14 protein-coding genes, 1 other RNA gene and 5 pseudogenes are annotated in these 17,501 nt (G+C 38.8%); 6 read left to right on the top strand and 14 right to left on the bottom strand.

The features are described 5' to 3' along the window. Nucleotides 1-257: 257 nt before the first annotated feature. From ACZ42W_RS01345 to ssrA, 5 genes and pseudogenes are all read right to left on the bottom strand, one after another. On the bottom strand, nt 258-1,271 hold the full coding sequence (locus tag ACZ42W_RS01345; protein ID WP_464167837.1) for a sulfurtransferase: 1,014 nt from the start codon (nt 1,269-1,271) through the stop codon (nt 258-260). Nucleotides 1,272-1,802: 531 nt separating this feature from the next. Continuing rightward, a pseudogene (locus tag ACZ42W_RS01340) lies at nt 1,803-3,217 on the bottom strand (amino acid permease). A gap of 689 nt (nt 3,218-3,906) precedes the next feature. Then, a pseudogene (locus ACZ42W_RS01335) lies at nt 3,907-4,428 on the bottom strand (flagellin); the annotation flags it as partial. Nucleotides 4,429-4,530: 102 nt separating this feature from the next. Next, nucleotides 4,531-5,655 (bottom strand): radical SAM protein, encoded by a 1,125-nt coding sequence (locus tag ACZ42W_RS01330; RefSeq protein WP_464167835.1) that lies wholly within the window; start codon nt 5,653-5,655, stop codon nt 4,531-4,533. A 526-nt stretch (nt 5,656-6,181) separates the two neighbouring features. Continuing rightward, nucleotides 6,182-6,532: a transfer-messenger RNA gene (gene ssrA / locus ACZ42W_RS01325) on the bottom strand. Between the two features lie 310 nt (nt 6,533-6,842). Here ssrA and ACZ42W_RS01320 point away from each other — a divergent pair. The 3 genes from ACZ42W_RS01320 (at nt 6,843) to ACZ42W_RS01310 (ending at nt 8,899) form a co-directional block, all read left to right on the top strand. Continuing rightward, entirely contained in the window at nt 6,843-7,037 is a 195-nt protein-coding gene (locus ACZ42W_RS01320; protein WP_464167833.1) for an ATP-binding protein, read from the top strand. 61 nt (nt 7,038-7,098) lie between these two features. Further along, nucleotides 7,099-8,163: a 4Fe-4S dicluster domain-containing protein gene (locus ACZ42W_RS01315; RefSeq protein WP_464167832.1), complete on the top strand. Its 1,065-nt coding sequence runs from the start codon at nt 7,099-7,101 to the stop codon at nt 8,161-8,163. Next, a complete protein-coding gene (locus ACZ42W_RS01310) occupies nt 8,150-8,899 on the top strand; it encodes a formate dehydrogenase subunit gamma (protein ID WP_464167831.1) in 750 nt (249 codons plus the stop codon). The genes ACZ42W_RS01315 and ACZ42W_RS01310 overlap by 14 nt, the downstream gene beginning before the upstream one ends. A gap of 312 nt (nt 8,900-9,211) precedes the next feature. Here the strand turns inward: ACZ42W_RS01310 and cidR are convergent, their stop codons facing one another. Further along, nucleotides 9,212-10,117: a cidABC operon transcriptional activator CidR gene (gene cidR / locus ACZ42W_RS01305; protein WP_464167829.1), complete on the bottom strand. Its 906-nt coding sequence runs from the start codon at nt 10,115-10,117 to the stop codon at nt 9,212-9,214. A 111-nt stretch (nt 10,118-10,228) separates the two neighbouring features. Here cidR and ACZ42W_RS01300 point away from each other — a divergent pair, with 111 nt between their 5' ends. Both ACZ42W_RS01300 and ACZ42W_RS01295 read left to right on the top strand, forming a co-directional pair. Continuing rightward, nucleotides 10,229-10,606 (top strand): CidA/LrgA family protein, encoded by a 378-nt coding sequence (locus ACZ42W_RS01300; protein WP_464167827.1) that lies wholly within the window; start codon nt 10,229-10,231, stop codon nt 10,604-10,606. Beyond that, nucleotides 10,603-11,289 (top strand): LrgB family protein, encoded by a 687-nt coding sequence (locus ACZ42W_RS01295; protein WP_464167825.1) that lies wholly within the window; start codon nt 10,603-10,605, stop codon nt 11,287-11,289. Before ACZ42W_RS01300 ends, ACZ42W_RS01295 begins: the two co-directional genes overlap by 4 nt. Nucleotides 11,290-11,397: 108 nt before the next feature. Here ACZ42W_RS01295 and ACZ42W_RS01290 read toward each other — a convergent pair. From ACZ42W_RS01290 to ACZ42W_RS01280, 3 pseudogenes are all read right to left on the bottom strand, one after another. Next, nucleotides 11,398-11,505, bottom strand: a pseudogene (locus ACZ42W_RS01290) (DUF2935 domain-containing protein); the annotation flags it as partial. Next, a pseudogene (locus tag ACZ42W_RS01285) lies at nt 11,482-11,541 on the bottom strand (hypothetical protein); the annotation flags it as partial. The pseudogenes ACZ42W_RS01285 and ACZ42W_RS01290, both read right to left, overlap by 24 nt. 251 nt (nt 11,542-11,792) lie before the next feature. Further along, nucleotides 11,793-12,655 (bottom strand): annotated as a pseudogene (locus ACZ42W_RS01280) (transposase); the annotation flags it as partial. Between the two features lie 601 nt (nt 12,656-13,256). Between ACZ42W_RS01280 and ACZ42W_RS01275 the strand changes: the two are divergent. Continuing rightward, nucleotides 13,257-13,382: a hypothetical protein gene (locus ACZ42W_RS01275; protein WP_464167823.1), complete on the top strand. Its 126-nt coding sequence runs from the start codon at nt 13,257-13,259 to the stop codon at nt 13,380-13,382. 48 nt (nt 13,383-13,430) lie between these two features. Here the strand turns inward: ACZ42W_RS01275 and ACZ42W_RS01270 are convergent, their stop codons facing one another. From ACZ42W_RS01270 to ACZ42W_RS01250, 5 genes are all read right to left on the bottom strand, one after another. Beyond that, nucleotides 13,431-13,556 (bottom strand): hypothetical protein, encoded by a 126-nt coding sequence (locus ACZ42W_RS01270; protein ID WP_464167821.1) that lies wholly within the window; start codon nt 13,554-13,556, stop codon nt 13,431-13,433. Between the two features lie 276 nt (nt 13,557-13,832). After that, nucleotides 13,833-15,023 carry a mandelate racemase/muconate lactonizing enzyme family protein gene (locus tag ACZ42W_RS01265; protein WP_464167819.1) on the bottom strand — a complete coding sequence of 397 codons (1,191 nt, stop codon included), beginning with the start codon at nt 15,021-15,023 and terminating at the stop codon, nt 13,833-13,835. 566 nt (nt 15,024-15,589) lie between these two features. Further along, the gene (locus ACZ42W_RS01260) at nt 15,590-16,351 is read right to left on the bottom strand and encodes a FadR/GntR family transcriptional regulator (RefSeq protein WP_464167817.1); all 762 of its coding nucleotides are present in this window, start codon (nt 16,349-16,351) and stop codon (nt 15,590-15,592) included. Nucleotides 16,352-16,742: 391 nt separating this feature from the next. Beyond that, the gene (locus ACZ42W_RS01255) at nt 16,743-16,904 is read right to left on the bottom strand and encodes a hypothetical protein (protein ID WP_464167815.1); all 162 of its coding nucleotides are present in this window, start codon (nt 16,902-16,904) and stop codon (nt 16,743-16,745) included. Between the two features lie 256 nt (nt 16,905-17,160). Continuing rightward, nucleotides 17,161-17,487, bottom strand: coding sequence for an enolase C-terminal domain-like protein (locus ACZ42W_RS01250; RefSeq protein WP_464167813.1), 327 nt, complete (start codon nt 17,485-17,487; stop codon nt 17,161-17,163). Nucleotides 17,488-17,501: the final 14 nt, after the last annotated feature.

Genomic DNA, 17,501 nt, shown 5'->3' with positions numbered 1-17,501 from the left:
GGGTAAAATGACCTTACCAATGGCCATAATGCTCATAATTATTACAACAGCATTTACCCTTTTCACTTTAGCATTTTCAACAGAGACCTATCGCTCCTATTATTTCATAAGTCTTATACTAGCTATCGTCACACTGATACAAGATCTAAAAATTTTTATCTATTTAAAAAAATGAGTTTTCAAATTCAAGGACTACTAAAACTCGTAAAAAATGTCTGAAAGCTTTTTCGGCCGTCAGACATTTTGTCAATTTGAATTTATTTATATTTAGCTGCCGCTTCTTCTGGAGTAATCGCTTGTACTGGATTTTTTTCATCCATCTGCCATACGAACCATCCGCCATCATACAATTTTACATTTTTCCAACCGTTTTCATAGGCCATTAGCCAAGGAATCGTTGCTCTCCAACCTGTACCGCAATAGAAAGCAATATTTTTATCTTTTGTAATTCCCTGTTCTGCCCACATGGCTACTGCCTTATTAAAATCGATAAATGTTCCATCTTCATTGCGGTAGTCAGCTTCATCATGACCCCAGACAGCACCTTTTGGTTCGCCAGCTCTTTTGATATAGCTATATCCGCTTGTTTTACCTTCAAATTCATCCAAACTTCTAACACTTACTAATCTAAAATTATTATCATTTGCTAATTTATCCTGTACTTCATCAATAGATAACACATATTCTGGATGTGCCGGTATTTTTACACCAAAGTCTTTTGTAGTTACTTTAGCAGTTTCTATACCATCTTTTGTATCATACCCTGCTTTTGTCCAAGCATCCAGGCCACCATCAAGAACTTTTACATTTTCAACACCAGCCCAGATAAATACGAACGCAACTCGCGTAGCTCCTGAGTCAGCACCATAAATAATAACGTTAGTGTCTTTTGTTACTCCATATGTTTTCATTACTTTTGTAATTTCTTCGCCTGTTCTGATATTCCAGTACTTATCTTCTTCGATTTCATCTGTATTCAGATGAACTGCTCCTGGAATATGCGCTTTTGTGTATGCTTTATCGTCTTCTGCTTTGCCCCAAGCAGCCTCAATAATTAAGTAATTATCTGATTCTTTCTGTTTACCATCAATAACACTTTTTACCCAGTTTGCGGGTACGAATACCTTTTTCTGATCTACTGCCTTAACAGCTGATGTTTCAGCTGAGGGTTTATCAGAAGGTTTTTCTGAACTTGTTTTAGAAGCGCAGCCAGTTGCAACTACAGCAACCATTGCAACACAAAGAAAAATAGTAAACCATTTCTTTTTCATAGTAAATCTCCTTACAGAATAATACTTTTTTAATAATACGCTAGAGGGTCAACGGGGGAGATTGATTATTCTCGAGTTAAATACTAGCATTAATGCCTGCTTATTGTAAATATATTTATTATAGTTTACTTATATTATATATTCGTGATTATTTATGTGTAGTACCTGAGTTTGCATATGCTATGTCACTAATTGATGGCAAGTGGAAAATTTAGATAGCAACTGTTCAGTAAAAAAGGATTATATTAAATTTAGAATTCTTTCGTTAATCGTGTAATCAAGTACGCTGATGTCTCAATGGTACCAGGACTTATATCAATGAAGCTATAAACGAAATTTCTTTATAAAATGCAAAAAAACCTTGGGGCAGCACAAATGATTTATGTACCTCAAGGTTTTCGTAATTATCTTCAGTTCAATTCGAGGGTTCGATAGGTGGAGGTGAACCGATCCGTTTCGAAACACAATCAACTGAGAGGGGCTTAGGACTTTAACAAATTAGCCCCTTCCCTGAATCGAAGATGCTTCTTATTAATTAACATCTTCCAAATCGGTAGTCTTAATTGATTCATTGATAACGACCTTGTTGATTCCTGCTGAATAATATATAACGGTTAATATTGCTAACCAAATCGGTCCTACAAAAAGAGCTATTCTTGTATCAGGGTCAAACCACATGATTATTATAACGAAGAAAAGAAATATCAGTGCTATATAGCTTGCTATAGGGAATGCAAACATTGGGTACTTTAATTTCTTAATTTGATCTAGTGACAAACTTTTTCTGAAATTCATCTGAGATATAATTATTACTGCCCATGTCCAGATCGCGGCAAATGTTGCAATTGATGTTAAATAAGTGAATACTTTTTCAGGAAGCACATAGTTTAGAAGAACCCCTACTAGCATAACTGCTGCCGATACCCTTATAGCATTCGACGGAACTTGCCGTGAGCTGAGCTTTACAAAGGATTTTGGAGCCTCACCCTGCAGAGAAAGATTGTATAACATACGTCCAGTACTGAATATGCCGGAGTTGCAAGATGACATAGCTGCTGTAAGTACAACAAAATTAATTATTCCCGCTGCAGATTTTATACCAATCCCTGAGAATACCAGAACGAATGGGCTGCCACTAGTTCCGATTTCAGTCCAGGGAAAGATTGACATGATGACTGTCAGCGCACCAATGTAAAATACCAATATCCTCCATAAAACTTTGTCAATAGCCGATGGAATAACTATCTCCGGGTTCTGAGCTTCACCGGCTGTGACTCCTATCAGTTCTATTCCAAGGTAAGCAAATGATACCATAACCATTGCCATAATCGGACCTGTTATTCCTTTTGCAAAGAACCCGCCATGCGACCAAAGATTCGAAAAACCTATTGGCTGTCCGCCGTGGAAAATTCCAAAGACTATCATTAGTGTTCCGATAACTAGCATAGCTATAATCGTAACAACCTTTATAAGTGCAAACCAGAATTCAAACTCACCGTAGAATTTGACAGCAACCATATTGACGGCTGTCATTATTGCAAGAGCGGCAAGAGCGGGTAGCCACTGTGGCAGATCCGGGAACCAGAATTTCATGTAAACGCCAACTGCTGTTATTTCTGCCATACAAGTAACGATCCACATGAACCAATAAGTCCAACCCGTTAAATAACCTGAAAGAGGCCGGTAAACTTGTTTGCATATGCGGCAAATGATCCTGAAATTGGATGGGAAACAGCCAATTCTCCGAGTGCTCTCATAATGACGTACATCATGATTCCACCAAAAGCATATGCTAAAAGCAATGCTGGGCCGGCAGTATTGATTGCCTTAGATGATCCTAGGAACAGTCCTACCCCAATTGCCCCCCCAAGTGCAATCAGCTGAATGTGTCTTTCACTCAGGCCACGCTCAAGCCCTTCCTTATATTCGCCATTTTGTTTACTCATTTTTGTCTCCTTACCTCGCTAATTACTATTAATATGTCAATGTAATTTTTCGACAAAAAACTCTGTTTCCTCCAAAATACAGCAAGCTTTTCTAAGCATATACCATCATAATCTAACAACGCAATTGAAAAGATGTTGATTGAGTCCACGAAGCAGTAATTAAACCCTGAGTTTCATGTTAGTATCTCCATAAAACTGACTAGCATAGTCTTCGAATTTAGATTCCACCTCGCGGTGGACACCCTTGCCTTAAGCTAATGGTTGGTCGCTACATACCCCCATAAGGACTTTCACCGTCTAGTTAATCGCCATGCGTGGCGCACATGAAAAAAAGCCCTTGAATCAAGGGCTTAAGGGCTTTTAATTGTATCAAAGATTGAGTTATGTTTTGGTGGAGGCGAACCGTACCTATCCAAACCCACGAATATAAAAATTATTTTCATTAGAGCAAACCTAATTCCCTACCAAGATGACGGATTCCCTTTCAGTTATAACTACTATTCGAAGAAAACAAGGTTGTACAGGTGACAGAAGGCAGCTCTCCCCCAGTTTACGCTAGATGGCACAAATTTTTCCCCATTTATTAAGGGGCACGCTCCATCCGTTCCATTACCTTTAGTTAGTGAAAAAGCCAGAGGCAAATGCCCCTGGCTCTGTGGTAAGTGTATTAACTTGCTTTAGCGAGCCAATTAACGGAGTAATTGGAGAACACCTTGAGGTTGTTGGTTGGCTTGAGCCAGCATCGCTTGAGCAGCTTGTTGGAGAATGTTGTTCTTTTGGAAGTTCATCATCTCTTTGGCCATGTCTACATCGCGGATGCGAGACTCGGCAGCGGTCAAGTTTTCGGAAGAAGTTCCGAGGTTAGCGATAGTATGCTCTAAGCGGTTTTGGAAGGCACCTAATTTAGAGCGTTCTGCAGACACATTATTAATGGCTTCATCTAATACTTTAATAGCCGCTGTTGCTTTTGTTGCAGTTGATACATCTAATGCGTATTCAGTTCCCGTACTATCTGTTCCATTCGTTACTTCTTTACCATCTGTAGTTGCGCGATAAGAAGCAGTAATATCATTACCCTGACTATCTTTTACTGTCTTTGTAGCAGATGCAGTTGTACTAGAGATGTCTAATGCATCAGCACGCATATCATTCACGTCAACGGAGAACGTCTGTCCAGCATTTGCACCTACCTGCATTGTTAAAGAATTATCCACAGTAGCGTCTTCAACTTTAAGTTACATACCAAGCGTATCAAATTTACGAAGAACTATTGTCAGCACCTTGTTTTTTGCAACATTTGGTATCTTACCTCACTAAAAAACCAGCTCTCCTAGTTTATAGCCGGCAGGCAATTCCTCTTCATTTAAAAATTTGAAATTGTCATCACGCAGTATGGGCAAAAATACTTCGTAGGGTATCCTGGAAAACTCACAGGTATAATTACTGGATCCGACCCACCTGCCCTCATTGCCACTAAAATTCAAACCTCTGGCAAATTTCGTATAGTTTGAGCAATCATGAACTGCTAAATCCCAGCTTTCTTCAACGGCTATTTTCATGAATTTCAGAGTTAATTCCCTACTCCAAATCGGAGATATATAGCCATGTCTTAAAATATACATGTTTTCCCCGTGATAATTGTCTATGTTATTGGCATTTAAGTGCAATTCTGCGCAATTGATAAAATCGAGTTTTGTCTCTAAGATCGCTTGCTTCTTCTTGAAAAAAGTTTCGAAGAACTCAGGAGTCATTGGCGTTTCAATACCTACATTTTTAATGTATTTTTTCGCTATAGCAATAATTCTAATCACTTTGTCCGAACAATTTGAGGCACCCAGGTTGAAACGCAACTCGTCAAGACCGGCTTCACCTAAAGCTTTCAACGTCTCTTCCGTAGCTAAAGTGCCATTTGTATAGAGATGTTGATGAATCCCTGCATCACTGAATTTCTTTATAACCGGATAGTATTTTTCGATTTCCATGAATGGCTCTAAATAAACGTAGGAAATGCCCGTGGGCTTCTGTTGGATGGAAAGAAGTAAATCAATGTCCTTCTCATAAAATTTTGTGTCTCCGATTTCCCACATGCCTTCGCCAACCGGAGCAATATTATCCAGTTCTCCATAATGATAGCAGAACTTACACTCTAAGTTACATTTGTTCGTTTTCCTGATTGCACTCAAACCGGTTCCCAACAGACAAGAACGACATCCTTTGGGGAATTTGCTTTCATTTCCCACAAAAAAAGTTCTATTCTCCAAAGTTTTCAAGCCTCTGATTTCCGACATTAACATATCATTTCTATGATCGATCGCAGCCTCAATTTGTGCAAAGGTAGCGTAAATGATTTCTTGTTGTTTTGTCATAACTTCCTCATCCTCTGGCAATATTGAAAAGAATTCGAACCAAGTCAACGCATCTTTCTTTGAAATTTTCATAACATGTCCTCCTATAATTAATTCTACTAAGGATTCGATTCCTATCTTCCTTATGCTTTTTCACATAGTCTTCTTCAAAAGACATACGCACTCCACATGTGTTGTGGCAGTTGAATAATACGAATGCGCGGAATCCATCAGGTAATTGTTATACCTAAAAATAGCAGGGCTCCGAACTTAGAGGACGGGACCTCATTTAGGTTATAGGTTAAATTTTTTATCGAAATTTTATTAATTATACCATCAAGATTCCTCCGATGATATTTTTGAAGGCGACATCATGGAAATATTTTATTTTTAACTATTTCCAGTTGTCGTTTTGCATCCTTGTGATAATTCATCCAGACTTTTTCTTTTCTAACTCTTCTAAAGCCCTGGTTCACCAAATTATCATATAACATATTATATATTTTATTAAATGCCTATCTAAATCCCGCCTTAATCAAGGCTTTCATAACTATGCAAAACCCTTTATTATTCAAAAATAAAAGACAGCCCTTGCGGACTGTCCTAATCGCCTATGTAATGGTGGAGGCGAGGGGAATTGCACCCCTGTATCGAAGAGCCGCCACAAAAGCGTCTACGCGTGTAGCCTTCTATTTAACTTTCACCTCTTAGTCTCCAGAAGACGGGATACGTCCGAGGCTATCTCGATAATCTTAGCTAATGACTCCGAGAATTGTCATTAGAGCAGTCCTACTATTTTGACACCCTGACCCTTCATCGTAGGCGCAGAAGGCAGGATGCTAGCGGCAATTAAGCTGCTAGAGCGTAATTATCGTTGTTAACTATTAAGGTCCACCGTTTAACGAGACCAGGTGGAATCTCGACGCGCAACTCTTGCCACCGCTTCCCCGAGCGAGTCTAAAACGCCCCCTTGTTTTGTTTACATACATAGTATATCATTTTTTGTTTCAAATAACAGCGGAACATCTTAGTTTAGAATGTTTTCTTTAGGTTTTTTTGATATAAATTCCAAATTAAAAATATATAAAGTCTCTTTACTTGCCAAATATGTCTTGACAGATATGCAAATCCCTATATATAATTTTGTTATACCCATACCCCCATAGGGTACCTTTTTACTTGAGGGATAATGTAAAGGTCAATGAAAAAATGTTATTTACAAATGCTTGAGTTGCTTAGGAAAACGAATAAAGGATCGAGATTCCTACTAAAGAAAGGATATGTTTTTTATGCAAATAACTGTAAATGAAAGTAGATGCCCACAAAACCATACTTGCCCTGCGATTAATGTATGCCCAGTTGGTGCGATTATACAAAATGGATACAACGCTCCAACTATTGACCAAGATAAGTGTATTCAGTGTAAAAAATGTGTAATATATTGCCCGATGAGAGCGCTTCAGGAATCTGAGTGAAAAAATGGATTTATTAAATTGATCCGCCGTCGAACAAAAACACTAATGGGGGGGTATCTAGATGAGTGACAACATTTCACGCCGAACATTCTTTAAAAGGGTTACAGCAGCAAGTTTACTGAGCACCCTTGCAGCCACGGGATTGGATAAACCAGTTCAAGCTACAGAAACTAGGAGCGGTAAATTAGGAACTTTAATTGATCTAACGAAGTGTGATGGATGCAAGAACCTCGGATCTCCGCTTTGTGTTCAAGCCTGCAACAAGCATAATCAAGCCCGTTATCCTGAACCCGTAAAACCGATTAAAAATTATTGGCCACAGAAAAAATTTGAAGACTGGTCAGGCAAACGGGATCTTAAAACCCGCCTTACCCCTTACAACTGGACCTTTGTTGACCAAGTTAAAGTAGAGCATAACGGAACTGAACAGCAAGTCTTTCTTCCTCGCCGCTGCATGCACTGCGATAATCCAACCTGCATGGATCTTTGCCCATTTAGCGCCATCAGCAAAGATACATCTGGCGCCGTTTCCATCGATGATAGCGTATGTTTCGGTGGAGCAAAATGCCGCGATGTCTGTCCTTGGGGTATTCCGCAACGCCAGGCTGGTGTTGGTCTCTATCTCGATATTGCCCCAGACTTAGCCGGCGGTGGAGTAATGTATAAGTGTGATATGTGTACTGATCTTATAGCCCAGAACAAAGAACCTGCCTGTGTCAGTGCTTGCCCCAAGAGTGCCCTTACCATTGGCCCGAGAGAAGATATAAGAAATTTAACCTACAGTAAAGCGAAAGAAATCAACGGTTATGTCTATGGGGATAAAGAGAACGGTGGCACCTCAACCCTCTATATTTCAGCCGTCCCCTTTGAGAAAATCGATCAAGCAATTAAAGCTGATAAATCCAAAAAGAACGACACCTCACCAGGCCGTCCAAGCATGCCAGTTAACGTAGAGAATTACCTCTCCACCCAAAAAGGAATGTTTATGAGTGCGGTTATGGCCCCACTTGCAGGAGCAGCAGTTGCCGGCTTAACAGCTTATCGAACCCTAAAAGGGGATAAATTGAAAGGGAAGCGCACTAACTCTGCTGATCAGGGAGGGGAGATTCAAGATGACCAAAAATAAAAAAGATAAGATATTAAGGCAGACCCTGACCAACCGTTTTGTCCACTGGACGACTGCTCTTTCAATCTTTCTGCTAATTCTCACCGGTTTAGGCCAGCTCCCTCTTTATACCCGTTATAATGTTACTAAGCTCCCCGGCGCGGCATGGCTCAGCAATTATTTTACCACAGTTAATCTGCATTACTGGGGTGCCATTGCAATAATCTTCGTAACAACATTTCACATCGTTACTGCCGTTATTCGCAAAGAGTTCGATATCTTCCCCCGCAAAGGTGATATGAAGGAATCCTATCTAATCATTAAAGCCATGTTCACTAAAGGCAAAGAGCCCCCCTCTGATAAGTATCTGGCTGAACAACGCGTAGCCTATGTCTTTATCGGTGGAAGCCTCCTTTTGTTGATCCTTACCGGATTGATAAAAATCTATAAAAACCTTCCTGGGGTTGAATTACCCAATTCCCTTCTTTTTTGGAATACACAGTTGCACAATCTAGGTACAGTCTTGATTATCCTTGGCATTTTAGGACACTTAGTCGCATTTCTTATTAAAGAAAATCGTGCCTTACTCCCAGGGATGTTCACCGGATATATCAACCATGACTATGTGAAACACCGCCATAGCATATGGTATGCCAAACTCCTGAGCAATAGAGAAATCTCAGTGGATGAATCCATCGATTCTCCTAAAGACCTAGCTTTTCAACAAAATCATAAGCAAATAAATAATTCTATGTAAACTAGTTAAGAAGACCGCAACAAGCCTCGACACCACCAAGTTAATCGCCATGCGTGGCACACCATCAAAAGCCAGCAGTTTAGTTTAAACTGCTGGCTTAAGTAATTTCCTTTCATATGTACTAATGAATACGAAGTCTTCCCACTTTAAAAGATTATCCCTATGACCCTAGTCCAGCTCTTTCATACTTTAATCAAGGGCCACAAGATTACTCATCAACTTCCTTTCGTCTTTTTCAGATAAGATTCGCTCAAGGTTATTCCGTTTGATTATTACTACTGTTTGACTAGCTCTTTCGAGCGATTTTGGCTGTCATAAGTGTTCATTTTGCGAAATTTCTTTGACTTTCCAAAATATCTCTAGCATCCTAATCCATTCACGTGCGGCATAGGAAAGATAGCCATCTTTTCGCCATATTATCCCTAAATGCCAAGGAATTTCTGGCTCAATGAGAGGAAGAACTTTAACACAATTCAGCTCTTTACATATTGTCTCCGGTAGTAAAGCAATTCCTAAGTTAAAAGCGACCATCTCAACAACAAAATCCCATTGGGAGCTCTTCGATATCAGGTGTGGCTCGAATCCTAAATTTAGACACTCTTCTAAGATTCGGTCATGGAGCGTGAAATCCTCATGAAAATATACAAAATCTTCGTCTTTTAGCTCGGATAGGGTGACGAATTCCCTCTCTGCCAAGGGGTGAGAAGGATGCACAATTAACTTTAAGCTATCCTTTACAAATTGAAAAGTGTGAAACATCTCTTCATTCGTTGGTAAGACAGCAACCCCCATATCCAGATTCCCATTTGCCACTTCTGTTTCTACCTTTTTCGCTCCAACTTCAACAAGCTGAATCGTAACGTTTGGATACTTCTCATGAAACTGAACAATAACTTTAGGGAAAAAATTAGATCCTATCATTGGCGGTAGTCCTATACGGATATTTCCTTTTTCTAAATTTATCAAATCATTGATCTCAGTTGATAAACTCCGAAAGGACTTAACGATGCTCTGGGCTTGATTATAGAGAATCTTTCCTGCATCGGTTAATACGACTCGCTTCCCCGAGCGGTCAAATAGGACAATTCCAAACTCGTCCTCAATAGTTTTTATCGCCTTACTAATAGCGGGTTGACTGATATACAAAGTTTGTGCAGCCTTTGTAAAACTACAATAACGTGCTACTTCCATAAAGTATTCTAAATGACGTATATCCATCTCCAGTTCCTTCCTCTCAATCGATAACCAAAAGGAATGGCAGACATTCCTTTATTGTATTTTACCTTATTATGCTAATCATTGTACACTTTGATTAAAGGAGAGATGGATATGACTCAAGTAATTAAAGCAATCACTCAAATAATAATATTATTTCTAATTTCGCTAAGCATCAATAAAATTGTAGAATTCTTTAACTTAAAAATACCAGGAACCATTCTAGGCATTATTGTTGTCTTCTTCCTACTTCAAACAAAAATTATCCGTCTGGAATGGATTGAGGCTGGGGCAAACTGGCTTTTAGGTAACCTGATGCTTTTTCTCATCCCTTCGGCAGTAGGAATTATTCAATATACTCATCTACTTTCTGAGAATGGAATACGCTTAATGACTGTACTCGTTATCGGTTCTACTGTCGTCATGGTCTTAACTGGGTTGTTCGCTGAGAATATTTCAAAACATAAAGGAAAGGAGCAAAACACTCTATGATTTACACTGTATTTGGTTTCTTAATAACAATTGCTATTTATTGGATCGCAAAAGGAGTTTACCGCTCCTCAAAGAATAAAGCTTTACTCTCCCCACTTTTCTTAACCCCCATCTTCTTAGTTGCCTTTTTACTATGGAGTCATATCCCGTATGAATCCTATAATACGAGTGCACATTATCTAACTAAGACCCTTCAACCAGCAACCATTGCCCTTGCAATCCCTCTCTACAAGCACTTTAACGTACTGAAAAAGCATGCTTCTCAGATTCTTCTGAGCGTCGTCTTCGGATCCCTTATTGCCATTTCTTCCTCAGCTTATATTGCAGGATTGCTCGGCTTAAATACTCAAATGATTGATAGCCTAATTCCACGAACCGTAACTGCACCTATGGCCATGGATATTTCCCAAAGCATCGGCGGTGCACCGGCAATCACAGCCGTCTTTGCAATCCTCACAGGGATAATTGGCAGCCTCATCGGACCCTTCATTATCAATTCACTCAAAATTAAAGACTGCATCGCCCGCGGCGTGCTTCTTGGTACAAGTTCACATGCAGCAGGAACGACAAAAGCCTTTGAATTCGGTTCGATCTCAGGGACGATATCGAGTGTGTCTATGATCCTTACAGGATTTATTACGATATTTGCTGCTCCATTGATGGTGAACTTCTTGGCTAGATGAACGAAAATAAGATAAAAGCACTAATCACAAATCTATTACAATTGAAAAGTTAAAGAATACAAAGAGCGGGAAATAAATTCCCGCTCTTTGCATCTTAAATGCAAATGTCTAAAGTAAACTACGGGGATTCGTCAGGATTCTTAAAAAATGGTTAGCCTCCCTAAGCCCGTGGTCTCCCAACAGCGGAATGATTATCGATCTTATCTGACAGGCTAAATATAATGCCTTAGTTTTCGATAAACGGTTGAACGACCTAAACCCAATAAATCTGCTGCATCTTGTACATTGTTTTTTAACTTTCTTCATGGCGTCTTTGATTGCCTTGAGCTCAATCCTCTCCATGCCGGAAAGTTCATCAAGGGATTTTGTCTCCTCGTTCTCTCCTGCAATCTTTTTAGCCTATTGGGGTCAAAAAGTTCAATAAAAATAGGATTAATAAAATTCAAAAATATTTCTTGAAGATATATCTTTATGCCAAAAATATTTTGGTTAATATAATATACTCAACTTTCGCACCCCGGTTGTGCGAATAAAGCTTTGAAATAACTGGGCAATTCACTGATCCAATTTTGTAATTGACTAAGCGATTCGTTTTTCTCCGGCTTATTCGGCAGTAGATCGAGAACAAAAGCCATTAACTGACGTAATGCTGTTTTTAAGTCTAAGTCCATTACTTCATCGTCAAAAAGGTAAAACAATCCTCCCAGGGAGCGATCATCATTATTTTCTCTACGTTCTAACTCAAGGATAAGATAACGTGAAAAGACTATGGTGGTGTGGCTGATCATCATGTCGAAGTACCGCCCCTGGAATTGCGGAGCATGAGTAAACCAACATTCCATGAGAACGTAATCAGCTGAGAATCCAGCATTTAAAGCCCCTTCAAGCATTTGGACCGACAGCATCCGGTTTAGGTTTCATCGCCTCCAGACATCGTTTATAGCCGATTGTTAGTTTGTCCAAGTCTTCTTGCATTTCACAAAGACGGTTTTTAGCCTTAGCTGAACTCATCAACGTAAAATCGATGGGAGCAAAGCTGTAACCATCAGATCAACCCAACGTGAGTAAGTTATAGCCACGGATAAAACGGCCTGAAACGTGGTCAAAAATTCGAGCTAAGAGTTCAACCTTCTTACTCCGTTCCCGGCCCATGACTGAATCATCTACGATGAAAACACGGATACGTTGTGTGGAGGTGAGTTTTTCGAATCGGCTTACAACCTTAAACTGAGTAACTGATAGAAACGTCTCCAGTTATAACCGGATTCATTAAGAAACCGGTAAACCACATCTTTACCTGGAAGGGACTCTGCCCGGTTTCCTTCTAAAATAACCGAAACAGATTCCGACCTTGGCATATCAACTGGTTTACGCCTGGTTAATTTGGATTTCCCCCATAGGCTCCAAACTTCATATAGTTAAAATAAGCAAGATTCCCTTAATTCCTTGCCTCCCTGTCCGCTAAGATAATTTTTTTAACCAGACGTCTTCCAATTCATGTGTTATCTCCCCACAAAATTGCTTCCATGCAGTTTACACGTTTTTGTGTCCACGTTCAAGGATTTGATGATTCTTAAACCTTTCACCTGTCCACAATTCACCCTCACGGGGGGTGCATTTTTTAACGATAAGGGTGCAAAATAAGAAAAAGCACCACTTAAAACGATGCTAAAAATGCCCTGGAAAGCCGAAAAGCCCAGTATTACTGGACTTTTTAATGTACTTTAATTGTATCAATTATTGAGTACTTAGTTGGTGGAGGCGAACCGTTCGCTTTCAAAACCACAATCCATCGCAAGAATCTGAGGGTTCTGAACAGAGAACATACTCAAACTTGACCTGCTCATTACGAGCTATAAGAATACCATCCAGACTGTATTTTTAGGTAAGTAATAACCATTTGGATTACTTTTCCCCTGAACTTTAGTTTCAAAGTTATGGACAGTACGCGCGGGGGCCAGATTTAAGTGGCAAAAGAGCCAGCCGATGTAAGGGACATAACAATAAGACAGCTTCCCCTGCTCATTGAAGCCATATCCATTGACCCACCCAAGGGGTTTGGGCAAGTTAAAGCAAGGGATTTTTCTTTGTAACCCAGGCTGTTAGTTTTTAAAGATAATCTTTTTAGATAGTAAATTGCCTCACTTTAAAAACATAATAAACAGAGGAGATAATATCGCAGTAAGCGTGCCTGCTATCGATATAGCCAGGCTGCTCATAGATCCACCTTCTTTAAAGGCTCTTGCTGTGCCAACAGCAAGGCTCATAGTCCCTATTGCTATGCCCTTTGAAGCTAATATTATAAAAGAACTGTTTAATTATCATTTAAATCCTCCACTTGAATTTATCAATTATTCCCATGTCATTGCGGCTATCGGATAATCCCTGTTGCCTTTTTAGCCTTCTTTCAATGGTACATTGAAAATTGATTCGTTTAGGGTCTTGACATACATATTATCGAAGGACTTCTACCATTTAACTACAATAAGTCAAATTGGCTGTTGGAAAGTTATAAACTTTTCAACAGCCAATTTCTTCATCTTCTATTTCACTGTGACTTTATCATTATCAGGGTTCTTGAAAACATCTTCAACAAATTCATTACCTACGCCAGGACGCTCAGAAGGCATGATAAATCCATCGACAGGCTGATTGTTGTACAGGGTCATATTGTGATTAAAGTTATATCTGTTGAAAACATGATGTTCGTGGATGACAAAGTTGGGAATAACCGATTCAAGATGAACTGCTACATCTGTTGAAAATGGGCTGGCACATACATGGGCCTGAACACTGATGTCATAGGTATGAGCCATGTCGCAGATCTTTTTAGCTTCGGTTAAGCCACCGCAGTTGCCGATATCAGGCTGAATAACTTGAAGTGAGAGATTCTCAAAATAGGGGGCATACTGCCATCTTGAGTAAATTCTTTCGCCTGATGAGATCGGAATATTTACATTGTCATGGATGAATTTTGTCAACTTGGGAGTCGGTGTGTTGGGCTCTTCAAAATAGAAGATATTATACTTCTCAACAGCCTTACCCAGCTGTATAGCTGATTGAGCATCTGGATAGGAGTGATTCTCCATAATGATATCCACATTTGGTCCAACAGCATCGCGAACTGCTGCACATCTCTCCTCAACCAAATTAACATAATGAGGTTTCAATAATCTTGTTTGTTGTTCTGGGCCAATAGGGGTGCCGTCCTTTTCGACGTTGAAGAAGTCAACCTTTACACAATCATAACCTTCGGCTACTGCTCTCTTGGCTGCATCGTAATAGTCCTCGGTGCGGGAAATAAAGTCCCAAGAATCGATATTGTTTTGCCATCCACCCAATTGTAACTGGCTTGCATAGGAGCGAAGCTTTTCTCTCTTCTTACCGCCCAATAGTTTATAAAGAGGAACATTGAAGAATTTTCCTTTGATATCCCATAAGGCGATATCCAGGGCGCTGATACCGGCGAAAATTACTGGACCGCCATTTTGTCCCCAAAAGGTCGACTTATACATTTTTTCCCAAATAACTTCGTTATCGAGGGGATCCATACCGATTAACAGAGTTGCTAAATCTCTTATCATTCCAAAAGCGGCAGGCGCAGCGATTCCGTAGCTTAATGCGGCTTCGCCGTCTCCATAGATACCCTCATCAGTATAGATACGACAAATAATCGGGCGCCACAACGGGTTTATGGTCTTGATTTGAACTACATCTACGCTTGTGATTTTCATATACTCCACTCCTTCTTTTGTTTTAAAAATTTATACATTGAACTGCTTATTTAACAGTTACAATCTCAGCTTTCTTCTTGTTGTCTTAGTAACAAACAACTTCTGTTAATGTTCATCTGTCTGTTATATGCTGTATGTTGTTCGCTATGTATAAATTATATAACTATTTTCCATTTGGCACAATATACTTTTTAAAAAATTTTATTTTTAAAAGGACCCTGTATATCATGAAACCAGTGGGATTCATCTTGCTAAATAACAGAAGATCCTACTCAGAAAGTTTTATTTAATCATAAGATTTAATTCAGTGCACAAAAAATGCTCCTCTTGTGAATGGTAAACAGTTTGTAATTCTTACTGTCTACCATTCACAAGAGGAGCACATCATTATAAACTGACGTCAGTTTGCGAATAAATGTATCCTTATATAACTCGACGTGGTTAATTAAGCCGCCGATCATGATTTGAATGCCTGTAGCGTAGAACAGATAACCTCCCAAAAAGAAGCGAGAGAGTTATTTCTGTTAATAACAGAAGACGACCTTCCACTAAATAATTTAATTAAATCATAAGGGTTCATTCGAATCGATCATATTTAAATAGACTCTCTTACAATTGGCATAGTCCTTTTGTTTAACATATTTGTAAATTTGATCATGCATATTTACCTTATCAAAATCTAATGCTGTACCACCACTGGCTATAAAATTATTATAGACTTTTTCAAAAGTTAAAAGAATGTATTGGAAAATTAACTCACGAACAAGGTTAAAGCAATTAATATATAACGAATTATGGGACATTTTAAATATTTGATGATGAAAGTTCAAATCTGCGTTGGCAAAATCGATAAAATATTCTTTATCAAAGCTTCTATCGGTATAACTTTCGGTTAGTCTCTTCCCTATCTCTGAACATTCATCTGATAACTTTTTTAGAATGGCTAATTCCTTTTCGGTCCCTTTTTCAATTGCTAATCTTGCAGCTTCAACTTCAATTAGCTTTCTAAAATCTCTAATATCGCTTTCACGTTCAGGATGCAAAGTAAATTCTGCTACCTCGCTAATATATTTTCGAAAGTCAAAACTTAAAACAAAAGTTCCTTCCCCTACCCTTGTCTCAACAATACCAAGAATATTTAGCTTTTGTAATGCTCCACGAACAGTTAAACGATTGACTCCAAAAGCTTCCGCAAGTTCGTTTTCGGAAGGTAACTTATCACCTATTTGCCATTTTCCTGATACAATCCCTTCTTTAATAGCTATATAAACTTGCTCAGTCAGCGGAAGTCTTTTTAATTTCGTTTTGAGGTTTAAATTCTTTTCCATAATCTTTTACCATGCCTTCAATTCTATTACGTTGTATAGTTAGCGAACATCTAATCCATATGTCATTGTACCATATAAATCTGATTTTAAAAACGAAATATTTTAAATTATTTACTACTTTACCCAAACTAAATTTATTAAACATATTTTAAAATAAATCAACTCTTCCAGGGCGATACCAGAAGAGTTTAATAACCAGTAAAACACGCTATGGTTTTTACTTAATCGATGCTCGCTTGCTCCTGAAGATTATTTGCAAAAGAATAAGCACTAAAATATCAATCACTACAAAGGCGCCGTATGTGAATGCAGTCTTTTCAAACATTGCTCCCATTCCTTCAATTTTAACAAAAATGATTTACTACCTTATTTATTAGTCATCAGCACTAAATCATCCTGCACTTGCAAGCATATAGCCTAAATAGATCGCCCAGCAGATTAATGTCAATATCATAAATATCCGCTTGGGCTTTTGTTTTCTCTGCTTAGTCATTACTAAGGTAATAATTCCAAATACGATAAAGCCAACTAATGCAAGAGATGCCAAATCCATATGGGTGTCCTCCTTTTAGTATATATCCTTTTATATATCATTTAATAATGCGCCGCTTTTGATTTATAAAACACCCTTTATTGATTACCCAAGTTAAAGCTCTTATTATAAATGAATGATTTCAGCTTCAGTAGCGATATCATGTATCAAATCTACCATCATAACCTCTAACATAAAGGATAGGACACAATAAGGGACATAATTTATCTCCTATCGTGTCCTGACTACGTCTTGGATGTTAAAGCCGGTTGAATACTTATTTCACAGTTGCCTTTTCGCAATGAGTTAAGGCATATTCCGAGAACTCGTTTCCGATACCGGGGTCTTCAGTAACATAGAACTTATCGTTTACAGGTTGAGGATCTTTGACGCAAAGTACTTTATTCCAAGATTTCAAGTTGAATTCATGATGCTCATGAATCACAAAGTTTGGAATCACGGATTCTAAATGTAGTGCTGCTGAAGTGAGCAATGGACTGGAGCAAATGTGGATTTGAACGCTCACATCATAGGTATGTGCCATATCACAGACCATCTTGGTCTCGGTGATACCTCCACAGTTGCCAATATCCGGTTGAATCACATGTAATGAGGATT

The organism is Desulfitobacterium elongatum (assembly GCF_055378975.1).
This window is presented reverse-complemented; position numbering and strand designations above follow the sequence as displayed.